At 45.2% G+C, this 20904-nt stretch carries 24 protein-coding genes; 5 read left to right on the forward strand and 19 right to left on the reverse strand.

Annotation, left to right across the window (positions count from 1 at the left end):
• Positions 1-2: 2 nt before the first annotated feature.
• From DYU05_RS08725 to ubiE, 9 genes are all read right to left on the reverse strand, one after another.
• On the reverse strand, positions 3-884 hold the full coding sequence (locus tag DYU05_RS08725; RefSeq protein ID WP_117382561.1) for an NAD kinase: 882 nt from the start codon (positions 882-884) through the stop codon (positions 3-5).
• 60 nt (positions 885-944) lie between these two features.
• Positions 945-1574 (reverse strand): hypothetical protein, encoded by a 630-nt coding sequence (locus DYU05_RS08730; protein WP_117382562.1) that lies wholly within the window; start codon positions 1572-1574, stop codon positions 945-947.
• Between the two features lie 17 nt (positions 1575-1591).
• On the reverse strand, positions 1592-2902 hold the full coding sequence (locus tag DYU05_RS08735) for a hypothetical protein (protein ID WP_117382563.1): 1311 nt from the start codon (positions 2900-2902) through the stop codon (positions 1592-1594).
• Positions 2903-2990: 88 nt separating this feature from the next.
• Complete coding sequence (locus tag DYU05_RS08740) at positions 2991-3653, reverse strand: CBS domain-containing protein (protein WP_117382564.1); 663 nt, start codon at positions 3651-3653, stop codon at positions 2991-2993.
• 3 nt (positions 3654-3656) lie between these two features.
• Positions 3657-4418, reverse strand: coding sequence for an alpha/beta fold hydrolase (locus DYU05_RS08745; RefSeq protein ID WP_117382565.1), 762 nt, complete (start codon positions 4416-4418; stop codon positions 3657-3659).
• 120 nt (positions 4419-4538) lie between these two features.
• Entirely contained in the window at positions 4539-4988 is a 450-nt protein-coding gene (locus DYU05_RS08750; protein WP_117382566.1) for a GatB/YqeY domain-containing protein, read from the reverse strand.
• Positions 4989-5103: 115 nt separating this feature from the next.
• Positions 5104-5862: an SDR family oxidoreductase gene (locus DYU05_RS08755; RefSeq protein WP_117382567.1), complete on the reverse strand. Its 759-nt coding sequence runs from the start codon at positions 5860-5862 to the stop codon at positions 5104-5106.
• A gap of 148 nt (positions 5863-6010) precedes the next feature.
• Positions 6011-6748, reverse strand: a complete 738-nt coding sequence (gene porT, locus DYU05_RS08760) for a type IX secretion/gliding motility protein PorT/SprT (protein ID WP_117382568.1) — start codon at positions 6746-6748, stop codon at positions 6011-6013.
• A complete protein-coding gene (gene ubiE / locus DYU05_RS08765; RefSeq protein WP_117382569.1) occupies positions 6745-7476 on the reverse strand; it encodes a bifunctional demethylmenaquinone methyltransferase/2-methoxy-6-polyprenyl-1,4-benzoquinol methylase UbiE in 732 nt (243 codons plus the stop codon). Before ubiE ends, porT begins: the two co-directional genes overlap by 4 nt.
• A 589-nt stretch (positions 7477-8065) precedes the next feature.
• Here ubiE and DYU05_RS08770 point away from each other — a divergent pair.
• The 3 genes from DYU05_RS08770 to DYU05_RS08780 all read left to right on the forward strand — a co-directional run bounded on the left by DYU05_RS08770 (position 8066) and on the right by DYU05_RS08780 (position 10914).
• Positions 8066-9436, forward strand: coding sequence for a Gfo/Idh/MocA family protein (locus DYU05_RS08770; RefSeq protein WP_117382570.1), 1371 nt, complete (start codon positions 8066-8068; stop codon positions 9434-9436).
• Positions 9437-9439: 3 nt separating this feature from the next.
• Positions 9440-10180: a 3-keto-disaccharide hydrolase gene (locus DYU05_RS08775; protein ID WP_117382571.1), complete on the forward strand. Its 741-nt coding sequence runs from the start codon at positions 9440-9442 to the stop codon at positions 10178-10180.
• 68 nt (positions 10181-10248) lie between these two features.
• Complete coding sequence (locus tag DYU05_RS08780; protein WP_117382572.1) at positions 10249-10914, forward strand: Type 1 glutamine amidotransferase-like domain-containing protein; 666 nt, start codon at positions 10249-10251, stop codon at positions 10912-10914.
• 65 nt (positions 10915-10979) lie between these two features.
• Here the strand turns inward: DYU05_RS08780 and DYU05_RS08785 are convergent, their stop codons facing one another.
• From DYU05_RS08785 to DYU05_RS08800, 4 genes are all read right to left on the reverse strand, one after another.
• Positions 10980-12011: an aldo/keto reductase gene (locus tag DYU05_RS08785; RefSeq protein WP_117382573.1), complete on the reverse strand. Its 1032-nt coding sequence runs from the start codon at positions 12009-12011 to the stop codon at positions 10980-10982.
• 116 nt (positions 12012-12127) lie between these two features.
• Complete coding sequence (locus tag DYU05_RS08790) at positions 12128-12340, reverse strand: hypothetical protein (protein ID WP_117382574.1); 213 nt, start codon at positions 12338-12340, stop codon at positions 12128-12130.
• Positions 12341-12545: 205 nt separating this feature from the next.
• Positions 12546-13046, reverse strand: a complete 501-nt coding sequence (locus DYU05_RS08795) for a GNAT family N-acetyltransferase (protein WP_117382575.1) — start codon at positions 13044-13046, stop codon at positions 12546-12548.
• A 371-nt stretch (positions 13047-13417) separates the two neighbouring features.
• Positions 13418-14110 carry a S24 family peptidase gene (locus tag DYU05_RS08800; protein WP_117382576.1) on the reverse strand — a complete coding sequence of 231 codons (693 nt, stop codon included), beginning with the start codon at positions 14108-14110 and terminating at the stop codon, positions 13418-13420.
• Between the two features lie 164 nt (positions 14111-14274).
• On the opposite strand from DYU05_RS08800, the gene DYU05_RS08805 reads away from it, so the two are divergent.
• Together DYU05_RS08805 and DYU05_RS08810 are read left to right on the forward strand one after the other, a co-directional pair.
• The gene (locus DYU05_RS08805) at positions 14275-14469 is read left to right on the forward strand and encodes a hypothetical protein (RefSeq protein ID WP_117382577.1); all 195 of its coding nucleotides are present in this window, start codon (positions 14275-14277) and stop codon (positions 14467-14469) included.
• 23 nt (positions 14470-14492) lie between these two features.
• Positions 14493-14909, forward strand: coding sequence for a hypothetical protein (locus tag DYU05_RS08810; protein ID WP_117382578.1), 417 nt, complete (start codon positions 14493-14495; stop codon positions 14907-14909).
• A gap of 213 nt (positions 14910-15122) precedes the next feature.
• Here DYU05_RS08810 and DYU05_RS08815 read toward each other — a convergent pair whose 3' ends face one another.
• The 6 genes from DYU05_RS08815 to DYU05_RS08840 form a co-directional block, all read right to left on the reverse strand.
• A complete protein-coding gene (locus DYU05_RS08815) occupies positions 15123-15461 on the reverse strand; it encodes a hypothetical protein (RefSeq protein ID WP_117382579.1) in 339 nt (112 codons plus the stop codon).
• 93 nt (positions 15462-15554) lie between these two features.
• Positions 15555-16889 carry a sensor histidine kinase gene (locus tag DYU05_RS08820; RefSeq protein ID WP_117382580.1) on the reverse strand — a complete coding sequence of 445 codons (1335 nt, stop codon included), beginning with the start codon at positions 16887-16889 and terminating at the stop codon, positions 15555-15557.
• Between the two features lie 159 nt (positions 16890-17048).
• Complete coding sequence (locus tag DYU05_RS08825) at positions 17049-17471, reverse strand: DUF1801 domain-containing protein (protein ID WP_117382581.1); 423 nt, start codon at positions 17469-17471, stop codon at positions 17049-17051.
• A gap of 93 nt (positions 17472-17564) precedes the next feature.
• The gene (locus DYU05_RS08830) at positions 17565-17843 is read right to left on the reverse strand and encodes an RNA recognition motif domain-containing protein (protein WP_117383000.1); all 279 of its coding nucleotides are present in this window, start codon (positions 17841-17843) and stop codon (positions 17565-17567) included.
• Positions 17844-17947: 104 nt separating this feature from the next.
• Positions 17948-19882: a PAS domain-containing sensor histidine kinase gene (locus tag DYU05_RS08835; protein ID WP_117382582.1), complete on the reverse strand. Its 1935-nt coding sequence runs from the start codon at positions 19880-19882 to the stop codon at positions 17948-17950.
• 119 nt (positions 19883-20001) lie between these two features.
• Positions 20002-20586, reverse strand: coding sequence for a hypothetical protein (locus tag DYU05_RS08840; RefSeq protein WP_133300201.1), 585 nt, complete (start codon positions 20584-20586; stop codon positions 20002-20004).
• Positions 20587-20904 lie beyond the last annotated feature (318 nt).

The raw sequence follows: 20904 nt of genomic DNA on the forward strand, positions 1-20904 counted from the left end.
TGTTAATAGTTACGGGCGTCCAATCCCCATAACAGCTTTTTCCTTAACGTGGATAAGTAACTTTCATTATTCAGGCGGATTAAATTGAGCCTGAAGCCGGCCTTATACACCCTGAACTGCATTGTTTTATCAATAGTAGCCGTGCGGCTGTCGCAAGATACGATGTAGTTGTTTGCGCGACACTCTACCTCAAATGATAGCTTGCTGGTATCGGGCAGTATCACCGGCCTTACATTAAGGTTATGTGGAGATACGGGCGTTAGCGCTATACTGTTTGATTGCGGGAAGATAATGGGGCCACCGCAACTAAGCGAGTATGCGGTTGAGCCGGTGGAGGTGGATATGATAATACCATCGCCCCAATAGGAGTTCAGAAATTCATCATTTAACGTCACATGCGTGGTGATCATGGCCGAATCATCGCGCTTGTGTATGGTAACATCGTTAAGCGCAAAGTTGTCTTCACCAAATATCTTATCGTCAGAATCTATCACCAGCAGTTCCCGGCTATCCAGTGTAAACTCCCTGTTCACTACCGCGTGAATAGCTGCCACGATATCGTTCTTATTAATGCTGGCCAGGAAACCCAGGCGGCCAAAGTTAATGCCTATAACTGGCACTCCGCTGTCGCGGATAAGCGTAACCATATCCAGCAATGTGCCGTCGCCACCAATGGTGATAAAAATGTCGATGAAATCCTTTATAGGGTCTGTTGGCTGAAGTACGTTATAAGGCGAAGTATCTACATTGCCCTGCAGGTACTCGTTAAACTGTGCATGTATGTACACTTCTACATTATGCAGCACAAGGCTATCAAAAACCTGCCTGATGAACGGGAACACCTGCGGATCGTTAAACTGCCTGCCGTATACTGCTATCCTCATATATTTTCTTACTAATATCGAATTTTGAATGTAAAAACCGGAGCTATCCGCTAATACTCTTTATGGTTTGCGTTTAGGTTGTGGCTGAGCTTGTACTTTTTTACTGAATGTAGACGCCCTGAACGCAGCCAGCATGGTTTCGCCAATTGTTTTATCAACATACATCATCACCACGGACAGGTCCTTGTTACCAAAAACCTTGCTGTATAAGTTCATGGTTAGATTGATCTTGTTAGGAAAGGAAATGTTCATTTTAAAAAGCCGGAACGGCAAACCGCTCACCACTTCTGAAGTGTAGCTGGTATCCAGCTTAGCGCCCGGCATTTGCTTTTCAAAGGTGCCGTACAGGATGTCTCCTACAGCTTTATCAGACTCGGCCATTGTCCCTCCGCCTAACTCTGCCGGCTGCCAGTTAGCTTCAAAGTAATGCATCTGATCTTTGCGCATTACAAATATAGCGTGCGTATGATCTTCGACCTTAGCGTTGTAAGTACCTTCGATGGCGCCGGCGCCTTTTGCCTTCATCTTCTGGTAATCGGCAGCGTCCATAGTGTTAAAGCCCGGAGGAGGAGTGATTGTCCACCCGAACAAGTCACTTTTTAGCTGCCTGGGTGCCGATGCCTGCTGAGCAACAACGCCGCTGTAAGTTAACGTTGAACAGACAGCGACAAGGAAAAAGCGTTTTATCATACTGTTAATGTCAGGTACTATTTCTGTAATTCCTCGGTAGTAACTTCACTGCTTAACAGTTTACCAAAAAGCTCCCATCGTTTTTGAGGATTTTTTGCTGTGCCGCCGTGTTTTTCGATATGGTTCTTCACCAGGTCCAGCCCGTAATTGTAGTTGATAACGTAGCTGCGGTATTTTTTGATAAAGCTCACCGATTTCTCCGCCGTTTCATCATTCATCAGGCAGTATTTACGCAAATAACTTTGCGCCTTACTGCTGGACATATCTCCGCTAAGCAGGCCGCGCGCAGCCTCATTACGGGCATAGTTTAGTTTACCTTTAATATCCAGCGCCCTAAAGTAAAGGTCTATGCCGGTAGTATCTAACCCTGCCAGGGGCAGCAGTGTACTTTTAGCAAACTTTACTTTATCGTTGCCTGGAAAAGCTACCTCGATACCGTAGTTAGCGCTTCCCTCTGCTATAAGTGATTGCGGACTAAACAACGGGTACATAGAAAGCTCTACCCATCCCCGGTCGTGATAAAGGTTTTTCTCCAGCAGCATATTGTATACGTGGTGCCCGGGATAGCTTTCATGGCTGCCAACGTCTATCGCGCGGTCTATAAATATCTTTATGTCGGTGTTTATCTGCACCAGGCTTTTATACTTGCCCTGATACCAGTTGTAGCCGTTCCATGTTTTATTAGTGACAAACTCCAGCGAGAATGATTCCTCTGCGGGTAGTTTATAATGCGCCAGGGTACGCTTACGTGCTTCCGCAATGGCGGCCTTAATCACGGGGTCCAGTTTATCTTTAGGGATTACGAACTTGTTTGCCAATTTCTGAAACCGATCGTTCACGTTGCCTTTGCCCGGCAAAATACTATCTAACAGCGCAAGTTGTTCTTTAAAATGATCTTCGGTGTAAACCGGCGCAGCTACACCGAACAACTGTTTAGATTCTTCATCAAAACTGCTGTATTCCTCGCTGTAAATTTTTAGCCTGGCGTTAAACGCGATGAGCTGGTTGTATATCCAGTTTGCCCGCAGGCGGTTGGAGTCTACCTGCGCCGAATGTGCCATTAACCGTACCTCGTTCATCAATTCGTTAGTTGATGCCAGTAAGCTATCCCTCGGGAACTCTTCTTTAACTATAGTGTCTTTAGGCTTTAAAGAGTCGGGGCCGTAGTAAGCATCTACAAAGTCTTTATCGTACTGACCAATGGTGAGGCCGAGGGTTACGTATTGCTCGGCAAGTTTATTTAGCTTTTTAGTTTCGGGCTTGTCGGCATTTCTTTCACAGGACGCAAAAAGGCCGGCGCATAGGAGCAAAAAGAACAGTTTTTTCATAGCAGCTGGTGATGGTAGCTTTGCAAAGCTAAAAAAAGACGGTGGTTGCAGCACAAAAGTTTGCTATTTATAAGAAACAGCCGCGCACTTAAAGGTTGAGGTAGTTCATAAAGGAGTCGAACCGGTCGCGGGAATTGTCGTTATGATCGGTACTGTTAAAGGTGGCCTTTATGTCATAGCTATAGCGCAGGAAAGTAGCCACTATGTTGGATAGGTCCTGCTTGTTCACCTTCAGGGTTACTTCTATCCGGGTGCTATCCGGGAAGGTACGTACGTAGCTGCTAAGCACCTGCGCGTTGTCCGACTCAACCACCTGCGCCATATGTGCCAGGGAGTTGTTCTTATTATCTATCTCCAGCACTATAATACCGCCGGGGTCACTTACTGAAGTGATCTTGGCAAAGTACTCGTTCATAGTATTGATAGAAATAAGGCCCTGGTAATCCTTTTTGGCATCCAGTACGGGCACTACGCTCAGGTCGCGCTCGTAAAATAACCGGATAACATCGTAAATGTGCTGATCTTCCAGCACGTAAGGGTTTACGAGCGAAAGCGCTATTGCACCTATCTGGGTGTTGTAGTCGGCCTCCTCAATCAGGTCGTCCTCAGAGATGAGGCCCAGAAACTGATCTTCGTTCACAATAGGCAAGTGGCGCACACGAAATTCCGCCATGCGGTCTAACACCTTTTGTACAGTGTCTGACGTGTGCAATGGGGGAATTGCGTCGGCTACGAGCTCAATTGCTAGCATATATCATTTTTTATGTTTATCCAAAAACAGCTTCAGATAATGGTTAAACTCTTCGGGGCGTTCCATCATTGGCGCATGCCCGCATTTATCTATCCAGTGCAGCTCCGAGTTGGGCAGCAGTTCGTTAAATTCAACAGCTACCTCGGGCGGCGTAATTTTATCATCCCTGCCCCATATTAACGCAACCGGCATGGTTATCTTGCGCAGTTCGCTTTTCATATTATGCCTTATGGCCGATTTTGCCATGGCTAAAATGCGTATTACCTTGGCGCGGTCGTTAATGGTTTGGTATACTTCGTCTATAAGTTCATCAGTAGCGGTAGCCGGATCATAAAAAGTATACTGCACTTTTTCCCTCACAAAATCGCGGCTCTCCCGTTTAGGGAACGATCCGCCGAAGGCGTTCTCGTACAACCCCGAACTACCGGTAAGCACCAGTGCTTTTACATAACCCGGATGTGCAAGTACATATATAAGCCCCACGTGCCCGCCAAGCGAATTGCCCAGCATAGTTACATTTAGCAGCTTTTTAAACTTAATAAACTTGTGTACAAACTTCGAGAGTGCCCGCACACCTGTGGTAAGAAGCGGCAGATCATAAATAGGCAGGATAGGGATAATAACCCGGTATTTAGGGCTAAACTCTTCTATCACCTTTTCCCAGTTGCTGAGCGCACCCATAAGGCCGTGCAGCAGCAAAAGCGGTTCGCCTTCCCCTTCATCTATATATGTAAAGCCTTTTTCCTGTTTAAGTGCAAAACTCATAATATCTCTTAAAACTGCCTTCCGGTTAATTCAGACCACTTTTCATTTCGGTCTGAAAAAGCAATATTTCACGGTAAAATTAGATTATTCGGATATAGTTACAACTATTTAGAAAATTAATTATCCCAACAATTGCTTAATTACTTCTGATATTGTTTTACCATCTGCACGGCCGGCGAGCTCTTTATTAGCAACACCCATCACCCGGCCCATTTCTTTAACTGATGTTACGCCCAAACGGCCAACAAGTTCCTGCACGTAGCCTTCTATCTCGAACTTGCTCATCTGCTGTGGAAGGTAAGGTTCTATTACATACATCTCCGCCATTTCTATCTCGTACAAGTCTTCCCTGCCTTGTGTTTTGTAGATGTCTGCTGACTCTTTACGTTGTTTAATCAGCTTTTGCAGCACTTTTATTTCGGCATCCTGCGTAAGTTCTTCGCTTGCGCCTTTTTCTGTCTTGGCTAAAAGCAAAGCAGATTTTATGGCACGTAAGCCACGCAGGCGGTCGGGTTGTTTAGCCAGCATGGCCTGTTTAATATCCTGGTCTATTTGTTGTATGAGTGACATGGTCTGATTATTTAGACCGGAAGTTGGAAAGTCCGCAGTCCGGTATTATGTTGTTTATTTATGAAGTACTGTATTCATCTTTCGGACCTCCTGACTTTACGGACTTCCGACTTAACTAGCCCCTGAAAATGTTTGTCGCGCTTGCCTGCGCTGTTGGCATTACTACAATATCGTTTATATTTACATGTTTCGGGCGTGATGCTACAAACCAAATGGTTTCGGCAATATCATCTGCTACAAGCGGATCAAAACCTTCGTAAACCTTTTTAGCCCTGTTGGTGTCGCCCTTAAAGCGCACTTCAGAGAACTCCGTTTCCACAGCACCAGGATGTACAGCGGTAACTTTAATACCATGCTTTAACAGGTCTATACGCATACCCTGGTTGAGGGCATCTACCGCATGCTTAGAGGCACAGTAAACGTTGCCATTAGGATAAACTTCTTTTCCGGCAATAGAGCCAATGTTGATAATGTGGCCAAAGCCATTCTCCACCATCCACCCGCTTACTACTTTGGTAATATACAATAAGCCTTTAACATTGGTATCTATCATGGTATCCCAATCGTCCAGGTTGCCCTGATCAATCGGGTCCAGACCCTGGCTCAGGCCGGCGTTATTCACCAGCACATCAACCCGTTTCCATTGTTCGGGCAGGCTTTGCAGGTTTTCTGTTACCTGCTGGCGGCTGCGCACGTCGAAGCAGGATACTGCCACCTGTACGTTGTATTTATCGTTAAGCGACTGTGCCAGTCGCTCCAGCCGCTGCATGCGGCGGCCCGTCAAAATAAGGTTGTACCCTTCGCGGGCGAATAGCCGTGCACACGCTTCGCCTATGCCTGCGGTTGCTCCTGTTATCAATGCGATCTTTGCCATAGATATATGTAACTATCGGCAGCGAAATTATGTTTTTATTTGAGATGAAAGAAGCCCCCTCTAAATCTCCCCCTAAAGGGTGAGACTTAATACAAGTTTATTATTGCGTTTTTTGCCCCTCCCTTTCAGGGGAGGCTGGGTGGGACTCTTACTCAAAATACAAGCTAAACATTATAGTATGCAGCGACAGTTTGCTGATGGGCGATGAGAATGGATGATTCTCGGGCACCAGCATATTACCAAAGGTATTGGTCACCTTTAGCTCGGGCGAGAGCTTGAAATATTCGAAGTAGATATCGAAGCCAAACCCGGCCTCGTAAGAAGAATAGCTTTTTACGTTTTTTACTATCCTGTCTAACGGTGCGGTATTAGCATCGTCTTTTTTGCCGCCAATAGCGCCGGAGAATTTAACGCCGCCTAATAAATAAGCGCGCATGTTGCCGATCCGGTCAGATTTTAGCTTGAGCGAAAGCGGGAGGTCTACCGTGGTGGTTTGCACCTGCTTTTCAATTGGCTCAGTAGTGTTTGCGTAGGTGTATATGAGCTTTTTATCAGAGAAAACCAGTGAGGGTGTTGTACGCACCTCCAGGTGATCGGTAATGCGGTAACGCGTTATAAAACCAACAGCAAACCCCGGTGTAGATGGCGAACTAATAGAGTTGAGCGAATCAGTAGCAGGTTTGCCAAGATCGGCATCAAAGTAGGGCGACCGCCAGTTGGGCTGCTTTACAATCTTGAAATTGCTGCTTACGTATGAAAAACTAAAACCGAAACTGAGGTCGGTCTGGTCGGCCCCGCCACCCCATGCAGGTGCAAATTGCTGTGCCCGCGATATATTGCTGCAGCATAAAAGCACCGTTAAGATGGCCAGGTAACGTTTTATCATTTAACACCGGTATATATTGAACAAATACCAAACGCCAAAGGCCTGCTTTTGGTATTTGTAAAGCCTGCTTTAGCCATCATGGCGGTAAAGGCGGGCCCATCAGGGAAAGCAGCAACAGACTCCGGCAGATAAGAATAAGCCCGCGCGTCTTTACTAAACAGCTTGCCTATACCGGGCGTTACGTAGTTGAAGTAAAAGTTATAAAGCTGCTTAACAGGGAATGCTTTAGGTTTAGAGAACTCCAGTACTACCGCCTTGCCTCCAGGCTTAAGCACACGGTGAATATCGGTAAGCCCATCCAAAAGGTTCTCGAAATTACGTACCCCGTAAGCTACAGTAACAGCATCGAAACCATTATCAGCAAAAGGCAGCTTTTCAGAGTCGCCAAGCTTTACTTCAAACTTGTCTGACAGGTGTCGTTTAGCAATCTTCTGGTCAGCAATGTTTAGCATTCCTTGCGAAATGTCTACCCCAATTATTTTTTTAGGCTTAAGTATCTTTAATGCTTCAAAAGCAAAATCGCCGGTACCCGTGGCAACATCCAGAATTAGCTGCGGCTTGTCGGCTTTCAGCTCATTTATGGCTTTCTTGCGCCAGATAATGTCGATACCAAGCGACATAAAGTGGTTGAGGAAATCGTAAGTTTTTGAAATGTTGTTGAACATATCGGCCACCTGTTCTTTCTTAGTGGCTTTCTCGTCCTGGTATGGGGTTACTGTTTTGCTCATGTTGTAGCGGCAAAGATAAGCTTTTTGCAGGTGAGTGATAACGGTGGTAGTAAGTGGAGTGTTGAGCTTGTGCAATGTTTATATAAGTGATGCTTGCTTCTTTTTGGTACGGTGCTCTTGATACCGCGTCATTGTGAGGTACGAAGCAATCCTCGATAGAAAGGTCACCGCAAGCATGTAGATGATTGCCACGCTATCGCTCGTAATGACGCGTTTTTACATCAACCCTCTTTGCGCGCAGCGGAGAGAGGGTCGACGGCGAAGCACGTCGGGGTGAGTAGGTGCGCTGAGTAAGGGCTGTGCCTTGTTGTCGAATCTACTCACCCCCCTGCCCCCTCTCTCCGCGTTGCGGAAAGAGGGGGTGCTGTAAGGTGTTGGGCTAAATGCCCATCTTCAACCCTCTTTGCGCGCAGCAAAGAGGGTCGACGAGCGATAGCGATGTCGGGGTGAGTAGAACCAGCGGAAAAAGGCCAATGGCAAGCACCTCGGATGAAGTTGAAATTGACCTAAAATTCGGAGCTACGCTTTGAATGCCAATCCTATTTTATATCTTCACTTTTAACAATTATACAACACCTAATACATCATCATGAAAGAACCGGACGAAGCATCGCGCAGGGGATTTATTAAAAAGCTGGCAGCTACCGCCGCCGCAGTTACCGTTGGTAATAGCCTGTTGGCAACCGATAAACCAGGCACGTTTCATTATCTTAAACAGGAGTATAACCACTTTGGCCCTAACGACCAGGTAAACATTGCGCTTATTGGCGCGGGTGGCATGGGCACTTCAGACCTTAACACTGCCCTGCAAGTACCAGGCGTGAAAGTGGTTGCTGTGTGCGACCTGTATGATGGCCGCCTTGCAGATGCCAAAAAGAAATGGGGTAACGATATATTCACAACTAAGATTTATAAGGAAATACTTAACCGTAAGGATGTAGATGCCGTAATTGTAGCCACGCCTGACCATTGGCACCAGCAGATATCTGTTGACGCTATGCGCGCCGGTAAACATGTGTACTGCGAAAAGCCAATGGTACACTCCGTGATGGAAGGCCCCGCTGTAATAAAAGCACAGCAGGAAACCGGGAAGATATTCCAGGTGGGCAGCCAGGGCGTATCGTCACTCGGCAACGAAAAGGCTAAAGAGTTACTTAAGGCAGGCGCCATTGGTGAACTGAATTACGCTGAAGGCTTTTGGGCACGCCGTGGAGCAGTTGAGGTATGGCAATACCCTATTCCGGAGGATGCATCTACACAAACGGTAGATTGGGAAACTTACGTAGCCAATACCAAAAAAAGACCGTTCGACAGCAAACGCTTTTTCCGTTGGAGAAACTATACCGATTACGGTACCGGTATGGCCGGCGACCTTTTTGTGCACCTGTTTAGCAGCCTGCATTTCATTACCGGATCTATGGGGCCCAATAAAATATATGCCTCCGGCGGATTACGCTATTGGAACGACGGCCGCGAAGTACCTGATGTATTGCTGGGAACTTTCGACTATGCCAAAGCTGCGGCGCACCCGGCGTTTAACCTTTCGCTGCGCTGCAACTTTGTGGATGGCACGAGCGGCACTACCTACCTGAGGCTGGTAGGCAGCGAAGGCGCTATGGACGTAACCTGGGATAGTGTTACTTTAAAACGCAACAAGATGATTGACAATACGGACCCTTTCTACATAGAAAAGATGAAGCAGATGGGCCAGGCAAGCGGAGGGCGCAAAATGATGCTGCCACCGGAGCAGATCACCTATGATGCCGAGAAAGGATACCTTGGAGGGCCTTATGACCATATGAACAATTTTATAACTGCTATAAGAACCAACGGTAAGGTTACTGAAGATGCCATTTTCGGCTATCGCGCGGCTGCCCCTGCCCTGCTTTGCAACGACAGCTATTTTAAAAACTCGCCCATGTTCTGGGATCCGGAGAAGATGAAGACTTTAAAAGGCTAACCTATGAAAAATCCAATAACTATCCTTGGTATTGCAACTGCCATTACCTGTATTGCCGGCGCACAAACATTTGCATCTCGCCTTACCGACCCTGACCCGGTGAAGAAAGTTGCCAAAAAAGATGCCTGGATAAGCTTGTTTAATGGCAGGGACCTTACAGGCTGGCATGGCTACAATAAGAAAACCCCTGTGGTAAACTGGGAAGTTGAGAACGGCGCACTGGTTTGCCTCGGCACTGTAAAAGGCACCGACACCGGCGGCGATATAGCTACCGACAAGGAGTTTAGCAACTTTGAGCTTGTGTGGGAATGGAAGATTGACAAAGGCAGCAATAGTGGCGTACTTTACCATGTAGTGGAAGACCCGAAATACACTTCCACCTATCAAACAGGGCCCGAGTACCAGATAATTGATGACCTTGGATGGGTACCCGATAAACTGGAAGACTGGCAAAAAACCGGTGCCGACTATGCCATGACTGTACCTAACAGTGAAAAAAAGCTAAAGCCGGTTGGCGAATGGAACACGAGCAAGATCGTGTTTAATAAAGGGCATGTAGAGCATTGGCTAAATGGTAAAAAGATACTGGAGTTTACCGCCTGGGGACGCGACTGGACCGCCAAAAAAGCTGCTGGCAAGTGGAAGGAACACCCGGAATACGGCATGGCAAAAACCGGCCGCATAGCCCTGCAGGACCATGGGCATAAGGCTTATTTTAAGAATATTAGGATCAGGGAATTATAAATTGAACAAGCAGATGCGATAAGGAAAGTGTTTTTGGCTAACAATTAACAGAGCGGTATAATCAACAAATGAAGCTACTACTTACATCAGCAGGCATTAGTAATGCCAGCATCCATAATGCATTGGTTGAGCTTTTGGGTAAACCTGTTGCAGAGACTACCGCCTTGTTTATTCCTACCGCTATATATGGTATAGCAGGTGGCCAAGGACTAGTACGAGAGGTAATTCGTGGATCTTTAGGCGACCCTTTTTGTGAGCTGGGATGGAAATCGCTGGGATTGCTGGAGCTTACCGCGTTACCCAGCATTAAGCAGGAACTCTGGATTCCCTTGTTACAAGAAACTGATGCTTTGCTGGTTGGCGGCGGCGACTGCCAGTACCTATGTTATTGGATGCAGCAGTCAGGCTTGGCGGACTTACTACCTACCCTGCTAAATAAATTGGTTTATGTTGGACTAAGTGCAGGCAGCATGATCATGACCCGGTACGGCACTACCTATGGCAACCACCTGTTGCCGGCAGAAAGCCCTAAGTCGCTAAACATTATTGATATTGCTATACACCCCCATTTGGATCATGAGTGGTTCCCGAGCAACTCCCTTGATAATATTGAAAAGCTTGCTGCTACCATACCGTTGCCATCTTACGCTATTGATGACCAGACCGCTGTTAAAGTGGTGGATGGTGTAATAGAAGTGGTTTCGGAAGGAAAGTGGAAGTTGTTTAATAATTAGGATATGTAACAAGAAAAGCCGGAATGCTCGCGACATTCCGGCTTTGTTAATTAACGAATTTTCTTTTAGTAAAACTTTGGCAGCGGATTAAGCCTTATATCCTGACGTTGGTGCCAGTAAGGGTATATCGGATCTACTTCGCTGGCTGCATCAAGGCGCTTAACCTGTTCTGTGGTCAGGTTCCATCCTACTGCCGCCAGGTTTTGCTTCAGTTGCTCTTCGTTACGTGCGCCTATTACCAGGTTAGCTACTGTTGGGCGCTGCAATAACCAGTTAAGGGCTACCTGCGCTACAGACTTCTCGGTCTCGGCAGCTACTTCGTCCAGCACATCTACTATATTGTACAGACGCTCGAAGTTGGTTGCCGGGCCATGACTGCCGCCTTGCGCTATGCGGTTATCTGCAGGCACTTCTACACCTCTCCTGAACTTGCCGCTCAGCCTGCCTGATGATAGCGGGCTCCAAACAATAGTGCTAACGTTCTGATCAATACCTAAAGGCATCAGCTCCCATTCAAACTCCCTGTCGAGAAGTGAGTAATAAGCCTGGTGGGCAATGTATTTAGCCCAGCCGTACCGCTCAGATATAGACAGCGACTTCATGAGGTGCCAGCCCGAAAAATTAGAGCAGGCAATGTAACGTACCTTGCCGCTGGTAATAAGATCATCCAGGGCGCGCAAGGTTTCTTCCACAGGTGTATTGCCATCAAAGCCATGCAAGTGGTAAACATCTATATGATCTGTCTGTAGCCGGCGAAGGCTTTCGTCTGCTGATCTGAGGAGATGAAAGCGGGACGAGCCATAATCATTGGCACCGTCTCCCATCCGGAACGTAGCTTTAGTAGAGATCAAGACCTCGTCGCGAATACCTTCCAGGGCTTTGCCTAGTATCTCTTCAGACACACCACCCGAGTATATATTGGCAGTATCAAAAAAGTTTACGCCGGCATCCATGCAAAGCTTTACCAGCTGTTTTGCTTCATCTAGTTGCGTGGTTCCCCAGGCCTTAAAAAAGTTGCCTTCACCACCAAAAGTAGCGGTACCAAAGCTAAGCACCGGCACATGTAAGCCCGAGCCGCCTAATTTCCTGTATTCCATAGCGTGTATTATTTATGAGTACTATCACCTAATTACTTCAAATGTCGGAGATTGTTTCAACATCAGAAAAACGCATTTGTAAAAGGATATTCAGGTGAAAAAAAACACTGGAGAGACTACGGCTTACGGCCAAAGAACTTGCGAATGCGGGCGCTTACCCATTTTACAGATTCTGTTACGCTTCGGCGCGTGCCTGTTTCCTTCGAAACATTTAACTGCACAATAATCACCATCAGCATAACTGCAATAATACTCATCACAATTATGTTGTGCGTTAAAGTATGCGTGGATGCTGAATTATCTTGAGCAGAAGGTAACAAGGCAGGCATAACTAAATTATTAAAGGACAGGCTAGGTATTATGTGTTACAACTCAGGTTGAAAACTTAACCAATAATAACGAACATATACAACAAAAACAACTATTGGGAATACCAACGAAAAAGATTAATATTTGATTACAATTCTTTCGTTTCAGTAACAAAAAGAGTACAATAAGGTAAGGACTGCTGACGGCGTTTCCCTAAAGTTAGCATTACAACTTTTTTTGGTAACAATAAAACCTTAGCCCGGGCCTGAAGTTGAGGCCTATTTCGCCCGCGAACTCATAACCTAATTTGGGGAACAGCTTTTGAGTTGCCTGGTTATTGGAGTTGGTATCTACCCTTAGCAACTTAATACCCCTGCGCAGGGCTTCGTCTTCGGCTTTCATCAGCAATGCTGCAGCTATGCCCTTGCCGCTGTATGCCGGATCAACCGCCAGCCTGTGGGTGACTATTGCATCCTCGTTTATGTCCCAACCTACCTGCCTGTATTCCTCATCCTGATCTGTAGTTATTGCAGAAACACCGGCAACACTGTTGTAAATAATTGCAACCCAAAGCTGATTAAGACGGATGTCTCGCTCAAACACCTCGGGGTTAGGATAGGTATCGTCCCACTGGTAATTACCGATAGCTTGCATTAAGGGCACTACCGCTTTTACAATGGACATGATAGCTGGTATATCGGCACGGGTTGCGAAACGAATTAGCATGGTTAATCTATCGATTGAAAATGATAAGAACAAGTAATATCACAAAAATATGCATACCTGTCGCCCACCAATAAGCCTTCCTGTAGACGATAGCTTTAATAGTATAAACTATTAACAATATGCAACTTAAAATAAACGCGATAAACATAGATAAAACGTCTAAATTTGGCGTACATGGTCCGCTTTTAAAGCCCGGCATTGTATTAAAAAACCAAATCACCCCCGCCATCAAAGCATAATATAGCAGTGTCTGATATAAAGGCCTAAGTGCGGTTGCACGTGTTTGTGTAACATTTTTCATGTTCATTATATAGACTAAGCAGGCCGCCTGGTTGTTACATCAGGCAACACCCACTTCAGCATCAAGGTGCTTAATGATTGTGCTTTTTGTGAATATCTTTAACTAGGCAGAGCTTTTTAATTTCATCTATCCTGATGGGGAAAGGAGCATACTTTAAACGGTTGCCTATCATCTCTGTGGTATTGTCCGAATGGGCAATTACTTCTTCAGGATCATCGCTCAGCAGCAAGCGCTTATACATGCGGTAATCGCCCCATTCTATATAGTACACCTCACCGGGTAGAATCTTTTTATCGCTGATTACCTTAAGCGCAACCCAGCAGCCGTTTTCAAGATACGGGTACATAGAGTGTCCCCATACCGGTAATGCAAAGTCACATTCTTCAATTCCCGGGAAGTTCATACGACCCACCGGACGTGAATCATTTATATCATTATATACTTCTACTCCCGAAGCTGTTGCAGTTATCTCATACATAGGAATCCCATCTTCATTTCTCAAACTCACTTGCCTGTCTGTATTTTTTTTCCCTGAAAGATGATCTCTGTATTTTTCTTTAAATATCTTTAACTTCTCAGGGTCTATATTTTGCCGGCTCTTTATTATCTCAGTAATACTGCTGGCATTGTTAAAGCCCAGCGCTTCCGCCAGTTCAAGGTTATTTGCAAAAGCGCGCCCACGAAGTTGGTTATACAATATTATAAATTCGAGAGTCTCAGGCCTTACTGTCTTTACTTTATTCGGCTTTAATATGTCATCCATGGCAAAAAATAATTTAACTAATTTCTTTATTTAAATAAAGATTATTCTTTATATTTGCATTGTCAATAATTGTTAAAGATAGCCAAATTATCCATTAACGGATAGGTATTCTTTAAATTATTACAGATTAAATACAAGTAACTCAGAACACTTAATAAATCAGGATGCATATTGTTTACAGCGCGTTACGCATCGCCGCTAAGGCAGAACGCACCAACCAACAAACCGAACTACAGTTACGCATAAATGCCTATAGGTTGGCATGTGAAAAATACAGTGAAGATATTGCAGCTATACAGCGGTATCTGCCCGGCTGGCAGCCTGCCTTTAACTACCATTCGACTTTAAAAAGTATTTAACAACAAACCATACCGCTATAAACATGAAACTCTCTCAAAAACTAAAAACCGAACTCTGGTGGCTCATCATCTCCGTTAATTATGATTACAGCCGCATTTGTATTGCAGAACACGATCTAAGCGATACCACACTGACTTTATGGCTGGAGGACAAGCAGGATTACAAGAACACCATTGACGAATGCCTGCAGGTGGACATACCTATTAGGGACTTTGCAAAACTAATTAAGAACGAAAACTTTAACAGTTACGAAGGCACCAGGCTGCACCCTTGCAAAAAATACGTTTATAAAGCGCGTATTGAGATTAACTCGCCCATTAAATGGTACCGCAATGATGCTACACTTGTTGAACAAACCTGGGCAAGGGAGGCAATGTTGAAAAGCATCCTCACCTACTTAATAGAGACCGAGACTGCAAACCATGAAGAATTTTGCTGATAATATGCCAAACGGCATTATTATCATTCTTTAATTAAACATTTATTAAGCTGTTTAACTTAGAAGCGCGTTAGCAAACATGCAGAGAAAGATAAACAATGCGAAAAGTACAATTGCCGATTTCATGACGGTGTAGATTGATGCTACAAAATTCATGATAGCAAAAGCTTGATACAACCGTGTTTAAACGGTAAATAGCCGTGTAATTACCCCTTATTTATCCCCAACCTTTACCAGCTCGCTGATATCCACATCTGCAAGCACCTCTTCTTCGGTAAGGGCTTCGGCAGGTTTGGTGTTATAATTAAGTTTACGGAAACGCCAGGTAGCAAATGCAGGCTCCTGGTAACGGTTAAGCAGCGTAAAAAATTTCGGAAAGTTATGCACTTCCTCAAGCAGCAGGCCGGGTACAATGCCGTTGTTATCAAGCACTTCGCGAACGGTGTACTCTTTATCTTTGGTGATCCATATCTCAAAATCGCGGCGTATCTCCTCGCTTTTTTCAGGATCTATCTTATCATTAATGCAAATCACTTTATCACCTGGCTTCATAACAACAAAATTAAGAAGTTAATAGTAACTTAAGCATGAAAAGTAACTATGGTTTACCGCATCGACTTAAACGTTTTAACATCGGTTAACTTCTTAGCCGACGGCCGGCATAGCTACATAAAAGACAGTACCCTCGCCCGGACTGCTTTCCAGCCAAATGCGGCCGCCTTGCAGTTCGGTAAATTCTTTGCACAGCAATAAACCCAGCCCTACCCCTGTCTCATTAGCAGTACCAACTGTATTGCCGCTGCGAAGGGAGAAAAGTTCTGTTTGTTTTTCTTTGCTGATGCCTATCCCATTATCACGGATAATGAGCCAGCATTCGCCTCCTATTTTCCTGGCTTTGAAATGTATTTCGCCTCCGGGGTTTGTAAATTTAATTGCGTTGCTGATGAGATTGCGTAGTACCAGTTGCAACATGTCACTGTCGGCCACCACTTTAATCTCCCAGTCAACCATGGTTGTCAGGGTTATTTGCTTTTTGGCAGCTATCGATTTCTCCAGTTCGAGGGTGTTAAATAACGCATCTTTAAGGCTAACCTGGCTCAGCTGTACATTAACACCATCCATTTGGCCTTTGCTCCATATCAGCAGCTTACTAAGCATATCAACTGTGCGGCGGGTAACCTTTAAAAGATCCCCCTCAACCATTTGCCGTTCTTCGGTGTCCAAACCATACTCCGTTATCAGCTCAAGATAATTTTGAATATTGCTGAGCGGAGAACGGAGATCATGCGCTATTATCGACATCAATTTATTGCGCTCCTGGTTTATGCGCTCAAGCTCCTGGTTTTGACGGGTAATTTGGGCGTTCTTACGCTCTATTGCTTCTGCCTTGTCTGCTGCAGACCTCTTTTCGTGATCATAATTTTTAAGCATGTATGTAACAGTGTAGTAAACCACTACAATAACCACTACATAGGCAGAAGTAAGGTCAAAAAAGCGGCTTTCGCGACTGTCATACGTATAAGGGACAAGGCTTGGATGGTAGTACTCCAGAGCATGCAACCCCAGCATAATAGCAGCGTTAATTGCAACCCAAAGCTTGTGCTGCTTTTGTGGCAGAGTGCACAATAGCAACAAAATACACAACCCCATAAAAATTTCGGTAGGGCCCTGGGTACCTGAATTGTAAAGATAATTTATTGCAAAAAGCAAATTACCCAGCGTTGCAAAGACAATTGTAGCAAAGGCAGTGTACCCCTTGTAACGCGATATGTAGTAAAGACACGTAAATGCAAGCACCGCTATAAAACTTAACAATGCGATAAAGGGCAGGCCTATAATTAAGTTAAAAGGAACGTTGTAAGCAAGCGCTGCAATAGCAATTAAAGATACTGAATGAAATATCCTGACCTCCAGAGGGAACTCGGCTGTGGAACCGGTTGCCCTTACCCAAAGCTTGTAAATTTTTCCGGGGATGTCCAATTTAAATTAGTTTAGGGAAAACAAGATTCAATTATTAACCAAAACGAGCAACTAATACAAACGCAGGGTTACTCGTGGTAAAATCTGTAGTTAATGCGTTTGTACAGGTTTCTAATTTACAAGTTATTACGCACAATCAACTCCATATAATCAAACTAGCTAGCTTAATGAATAAGTTTCGCGGACGTGTTTTACTGATAGTGCGATAATATTCTTAAATACCTCTACATCAACATCGGCAAGCTTTTTAATGTATAAACAGCCTTTACCCACTTTGTATTTACCAAGCTTGTTTAAAAGCAAATTATCAGTTATACAACCCAGGTGCAGGTATAAAGATATGTTGGCTTTCCGGGGAGAAAACCCTACTTGGCACATCTCGCCCTCATGGCCACTGGCGTATTTGTATTTGTACGTACCAAAACCAACAATAGTTGTTCCCCACATGGCTGCAGGATGGCCGGTAGCAACCTGTATCATTTCAGCTATATCCAGGCAATCCTGCCGCACAGCATCGTTTGCAATGGTATCTAAAAAGCCATTTAAAGCGGCGTTGGTAAGCTGGGTTTTAAGTTTATACATAACTGATGCAGAGCTACTTTCCCAAATATACAAAACGCGTTATAAACAAAAAAGCCGGGCAGTGCCCGGCTTTCAGTAATCAAGAATTTTGTATTAGTTGCGGCTAAACCCGTTACGGCCGCCGTTGAAACCTTTGTCTTCAGCCACGTTTACGGTAATACGTTTACCGTAATAGCTCTGGCCGTTCATGCATCTTATAGCTTCTTTAGCTTCATCATCATTTACCATCTCAACAAATCCAAAACCCCTGCTTTCTTTTGTTTCGCGGTCTTTCACTATCCTAAGGGACCTAACCGGCCCGAAATCTTCAAAAACCGCATTTAATTCGGCCTCGCTTACTTCTAGCGGAAGGCCTCCAATAAATACTTTCATTAATCTCCTTTGTTTTTGCAAAGATAGGCAAAAAAGGCGGGTTTTCAGGTACATGGCTGGCTTATAGGTGTCAGTTGTACCCTTTTTGACAATCAACTGAATATTCAACTCAACGGCAGGGTAAACCAAAAAGTGCTGCCTTTTCCAGTCTCACTTTCCACCCCTATTTTACCACCATGCCGGGTGATGATCTCTCCGCTGATGTACAGCCCTAACCCCAGACCCGAAAATTGCATTGCCGATTGATCTACCCGGTAGTACCGCTCAAACAAGTGGGGAATCTTCTCCGGTGGGATGCCTATACCAAAGTCCTGTACAGATACCCGCACCTCGGTACTGTTGCACATCACCTTAATGATGATGTCCTTTGAATCCGGTGCGTATTTAACGGCATTGTTTACGAAGTTCACCACCACCTGGTCAATCCGGTGCTCGTCGGCATAAACCATTAGGTTAGGGTCGCAGTTCAGGATAATTTGGTTGTAGTTGTTGTTCCTGATGTGTTCGGTACCTTCCTCAATCAGCTTCAACAGGTTAAACCAGGTTTTCTTCAGCGGAAGTTTGCCATGGTCCATCCTGGATACATTCATCAGGTCTTCGGTAAGGTGCACCAGTCTGACCAAATTATCATTAGCTTTCTCCAGGAACAACGGTATTCGGGGCGACGTCGGATCGGTACCCAGCACCTTGGTAAGCAGTTGCATTGACAGCTTTAACGAGGTAAGCGGTGTCTTTAATTCATGACTCGCCACGCTGATGAACTCGTCCTTCTGCTCGGCTATTTTGCGGCGGCTGGTAACGTCCATAAACGTACCAATGCCTAGAACAATATTATTGTTATCGTCGCGAATAGGTGCAGCGTTAATGGATATATAAAAGCGGTCGCCATCAGGTGGCTGTACGGCAATCTCCCTGTCATATACAGGCTTGCCGGTAGCCATCATCATCGCCATAGGGTGTTCCTCATCAGGGAGCGGCGAACCATCCGGCTTAAGTATCTGCCAGCTAGAGTGGGTTGTACTGTGGCTCAGTACCTCGTTCTCGTGCATGCCCAATATTTGCTGGGCCATGGGGTTTGCATAAGTGAGCTTACCAGAGGTATCAATAATGCTTACTCCCTCGGCCATGGTCTCTAATATTTGTACCAGCCGTTTTTCATTTGCACGCAGGTTACTTTCTACTATCTTTTTTTCGTCAATGATACCCTGGAGCCTGGCGCGGGACCTTACCTTATCTGTAGCATCCAGCGCGAAGCCTACCACACCTCTTATTTGGCCTGCGTCGTCGTACAGTGGTTCAACGGTAAGGTCTATATAATAGGTTTTAGCTTTGTCGCCGCGCTTATACTGCAGGGGGGCCTCAATTGCACTGTAGGATTGGCCTGTAGCAAATACCTCATCAAACAACGGCTTGTAGCCCTGGTGTTCCAGTTCAGGCAAAAGTTTAAATAGCGGCTCGCCTATTATCTTTTCGGCAGGTGCACGGTTAAGTAGCTGGTGCATGGCAACATTGGCATACTCAATACCATAGTTTTCCTGGTTAATGAACATCATGCCAATTGGTGCCTTCATAAATTGATGCTGCAGTTGTTCGCTGAAAGCTTTGCGGGAACTTTCAACGCCGGCTAGTGTCCAGCTGTCGGTAATGTCGGTTACTTCGCACAACAGGTGCGATACGTAGTTGTCATCATCTATAATAGGAGATGTGTTTATTCGCCAGTAATGTGCCTCGCTGTCGCCTGCAGCGCCCGACCTGTCATACCGCAGGCCGTTTAGTTCCTGTGCGGTTCTGGTTTCTGTTACGGTAGTAAAGTTACGCAGCAGCATAGTGCCTTCCTTACTGCCGCTGGGTGCCAGTTGTTCAGGAAAGGCTGAACACAGATCCTTACCCACCACACCTTCGTAAGTTGTTGAGGTTATGCTTAAAAAGGCAGCATTCGCTGCTACGATGCGAAACGACGGCGCATTAGCCTCCAGCAGCACCATAGGCGGGCCTTTGTCAAAAAACTGCTGTAACAAGCTGGCTGGTGATGTTGGCATATTATTAAACCATTTACAATAAAGTTTATTATCAAACGGAAAGGCAGCAACAGCTCAAATAATAGGTTAAGCAAATATAGCAGGTAAAAGATTTAATAAAAGAAGGGTTAAGAAAAGCATTACTTAAGCTTCAGATTAAAGCTGCCCTGCACCCTGTAAAAAGGTGATTCGGCTTTATCGTCGTACGCTAAAAATGTAAAGAAGGTACCTTTTGCCAGCACACTATCCTGGCGGTATTGCTGCACATCTATCACTCCGGCATCACCGGGTGCAGTAAATTGGGTAAGGCTGTATTGCTTAATGTGCATGGCATCCGGCCGCAACAACAGCTGGCTGCCCTCTACACCTTTTTTCACGTCAGCGGCGGCAGTACCTTTGCTGCTTATGGCAAAACTCATGGTGTGGGCTTTGTTTATAGCTGTAATGCCAAAGTACCGGCTATCACCAACGCTCAGGTTTACAAAAGCTATTGAATCTTCAGCAGCGTTAAAAGTGTAAGTGGTGTCGCCAAGGTCAAAAGTGAGTATTCCTTTTGCTGCTAAAAAGTTGGTGGCCGGCGCTGCGGCAATGGCGCTGTCGGCCACGGTAGCCATCTTTTTCTGATCTACGGTATTGGCGTTCTGATCTTTCTGACAGGCGCTCAGCGCCGTCATCAGGAACAGAGCAACTCCAAAATAAAGAGACGTAAACCGTTTAGCGTACATAGGCAATAGATGTTATAAAATTACAGAAAAATTATTCCCGTCAAAGCCCGGCTCATTGTTTTAGTTAAATTTTTAACATTTTTTAACTATATCTGTAAACGAATAAGACAAACAAGAGGTTGGGCAGCGGATATGGCTTTGTGAAATAAATTTCCAGGCAAATCTTTCACCCCTCTCTAAATCAGAAAATGCTTAACAACCTATAAATCAGCGCTCCTATTTTTTGATGTTTTATTCTCAAAACAGTGTATCACGCTCGCACGACAGGTGTACGTAACCGAACATAACGAAAAGACAATAACTAGTTAGTAGGTTGAT

Source organism: Mucilaginibacter terrenus, assembly GCF_003432065.1.
GTDB lineage: Bacteria > Bacteroidota > Bacteroidia > Sphingobacteriales > Sphingobacteriaceae > Mucilaginibacter > Mucilaginibacter terrenus.

What these genes read in the sequence shown, in the direction of transcription:
- DYU05_RS08790 (WP_117382574.1), bottom strand. Translation starts at nt 12,340, where the DNA reads ATGCCTGCCTTGTTACCTTCTGCTCAAGATAATTCAGCATCCACGCAT.
- DYU05_RS08840 (WP_133300201.1), bottom strand. Translation starts at nt 20,586, where the DNA reads ATGTACGCTAAACGGTTTACGTCTCTTTATTTTGGAGTTGCTCTGTTC.
- DYU05_RS08730 (WP_117382562.1), bottom strand. Translation starts at nt 1,574, where the DNA reads ATGATAAAACGCTTTTTCCTTGTCGCTGTCTGTTCAACGTTAACTTAC.
- DYU05_RS08780 (WP_117382572.1), top strand. Translation starts at nt 10,249, where the DNA reads ATGAAGCTACTACTTACATCAGCAGGCATTAGTAATGCCAGCATCCAT.
- DYU05_RS08810 (WP_117382578.1), top strand. Translation starts at nt 14,493, where the DNA reads ATGAAACTCTCTCAAAAACTAAAAACCGAACTCTGGTGGCTCATCATC.
- DYU05_RS08725 (WP_117382561.1), bottom strand. Translation starts at nt 884, where the DNA reads ATGAGGATAGCAGTATACGGCAGGCAGTTTAACGATCCGCAGGTGTTC.
- DYU05_RS08825 (WP_117382581.1), bottom strand. Translation starts at nt 17,471, where the DNA reads ATGTATAAACTTAAAACCCAGCTTACCAACGCCGCTTTAAATGGCTTT.
- porT (WP_117382568.1), bottom strand. Translation starts at nt 6,748, where the DNA reads ATGATAAAACGTTACCTGGCCATCTTAACGGTGCTTTTATGCTGCAGC.
- DYU05_RS08775 (WP_117382571.1), top strand. Translation starts at nt 9,440, where the DNA reads ATGAAAAATCCAATAACTATCCTTGGTATTGCAACTGCCATTACCTGT.
- DYU05_RS08750 (WP_117382566.1), bottom strand. Translation starts at nt 4,988, where the DNA reads ATGTCACTCATACAACAAATAGACCAGGATATTAAACAGGCCATGCTG.
- ubiE (WP_117382569.1), bottom strand. Translation starts at nt 7,476, where the DNA reads ATGAGCAAAACAGTAACCCCATACCAGGACGAGAAAGCCACTAAGAAA.
- DYU05_RS08815 (WP_117382579.1), bottom strand. Translation starts at nt 15,461, where the DNA reads ATGAAGCCAGGTGATAAAGTGATTTGCATTAATGATAAGATAGATCCT.
- DYU05_RS08800 (WP_117382576.1), bottom strand. Translation starts at nt 14,110, where the DNA reads ATGGATGACATATTAAAGCCGAATAAAGTAAAGACAGTAAGGCCTGAG.
- DYU05_RS08770 (WP_117382570.1), top strand. Translation starts at nt 8,066, where the DNA reads ATGAAAGAACCGGACGAAGCATCGCGCAGGGGATTTATTAAAAAGCTG.
- DYU05_RS08735 (WP_117382563.1), bottom strand. Translation starts at nt 2,902, where the DNA reads ATGAAAAAACTGTTCTTTTTGCTCCTATGCGCCGGCCTTTTTGCGTCC.
- DYU05_RS08785 (WP_117382573.1), bottom strand. Translation starts at nt 12,011, where the DNA reads ATGGAATACAGGAAATTAGGCGGCTCGGGCTTACATGTGCCGGTGCTT.
- DYU05_RS08830 (WP_117383000.1), bottom strand. Translation starts at nt 17,843, where the DNA reads ATGAAAGTATTTATTGGAGGCCTTCCGCTAGAAGTAAGCGAGGCCGAA.
- DYU05_RS08805 (WP_117382577.1), top strand. Translation starts at nt 14,275, where the DNA reads ATGCATATTGTTTACAGCGCGTTACGCATCGCCGCTAAGGCAGAACGC.
- DYU05_RS08755 (WP_117382567.1), bottom strand. Translation starts at nt 5,862, where the DNA reads ATGGCAAAGATCGCATTGATAACAGGAGCAACCGCAGGCATAGGCGAA.
- DYU05_RS08740 (WP_117382564.1), bottom strand. Translation starts at nt 3,653, where the DNA reads ATGCTAGCAATTGAGCTCGTAGCCGACGCAATTCCCCCATTGCACACG.
- DYU05_RS08745 (WP_117382565.1), bottom strand. Translation starts at nt 4,418, where the DNA reads ATGAGTTTTGCACTTAAACAGGAAAAAGGCTTTACATATATAGATGAA.
- DYU05_RS08835 (WP_117382582.1), bottom strand. Translation starts at nt 19,882, where the DNA reads ATGCCAACATCACCAGCCAGCTTGTTACAGCAGTTTTTTGACAAAGGC.
- DYU05_RS08795 (WP_117382575.1), bottom strand. Translation starts at nt 13,046, where the DNA reads ATGCTAATTCGTTTCGCAACCCGTGCCGATATACCAGCTATCATGTCC.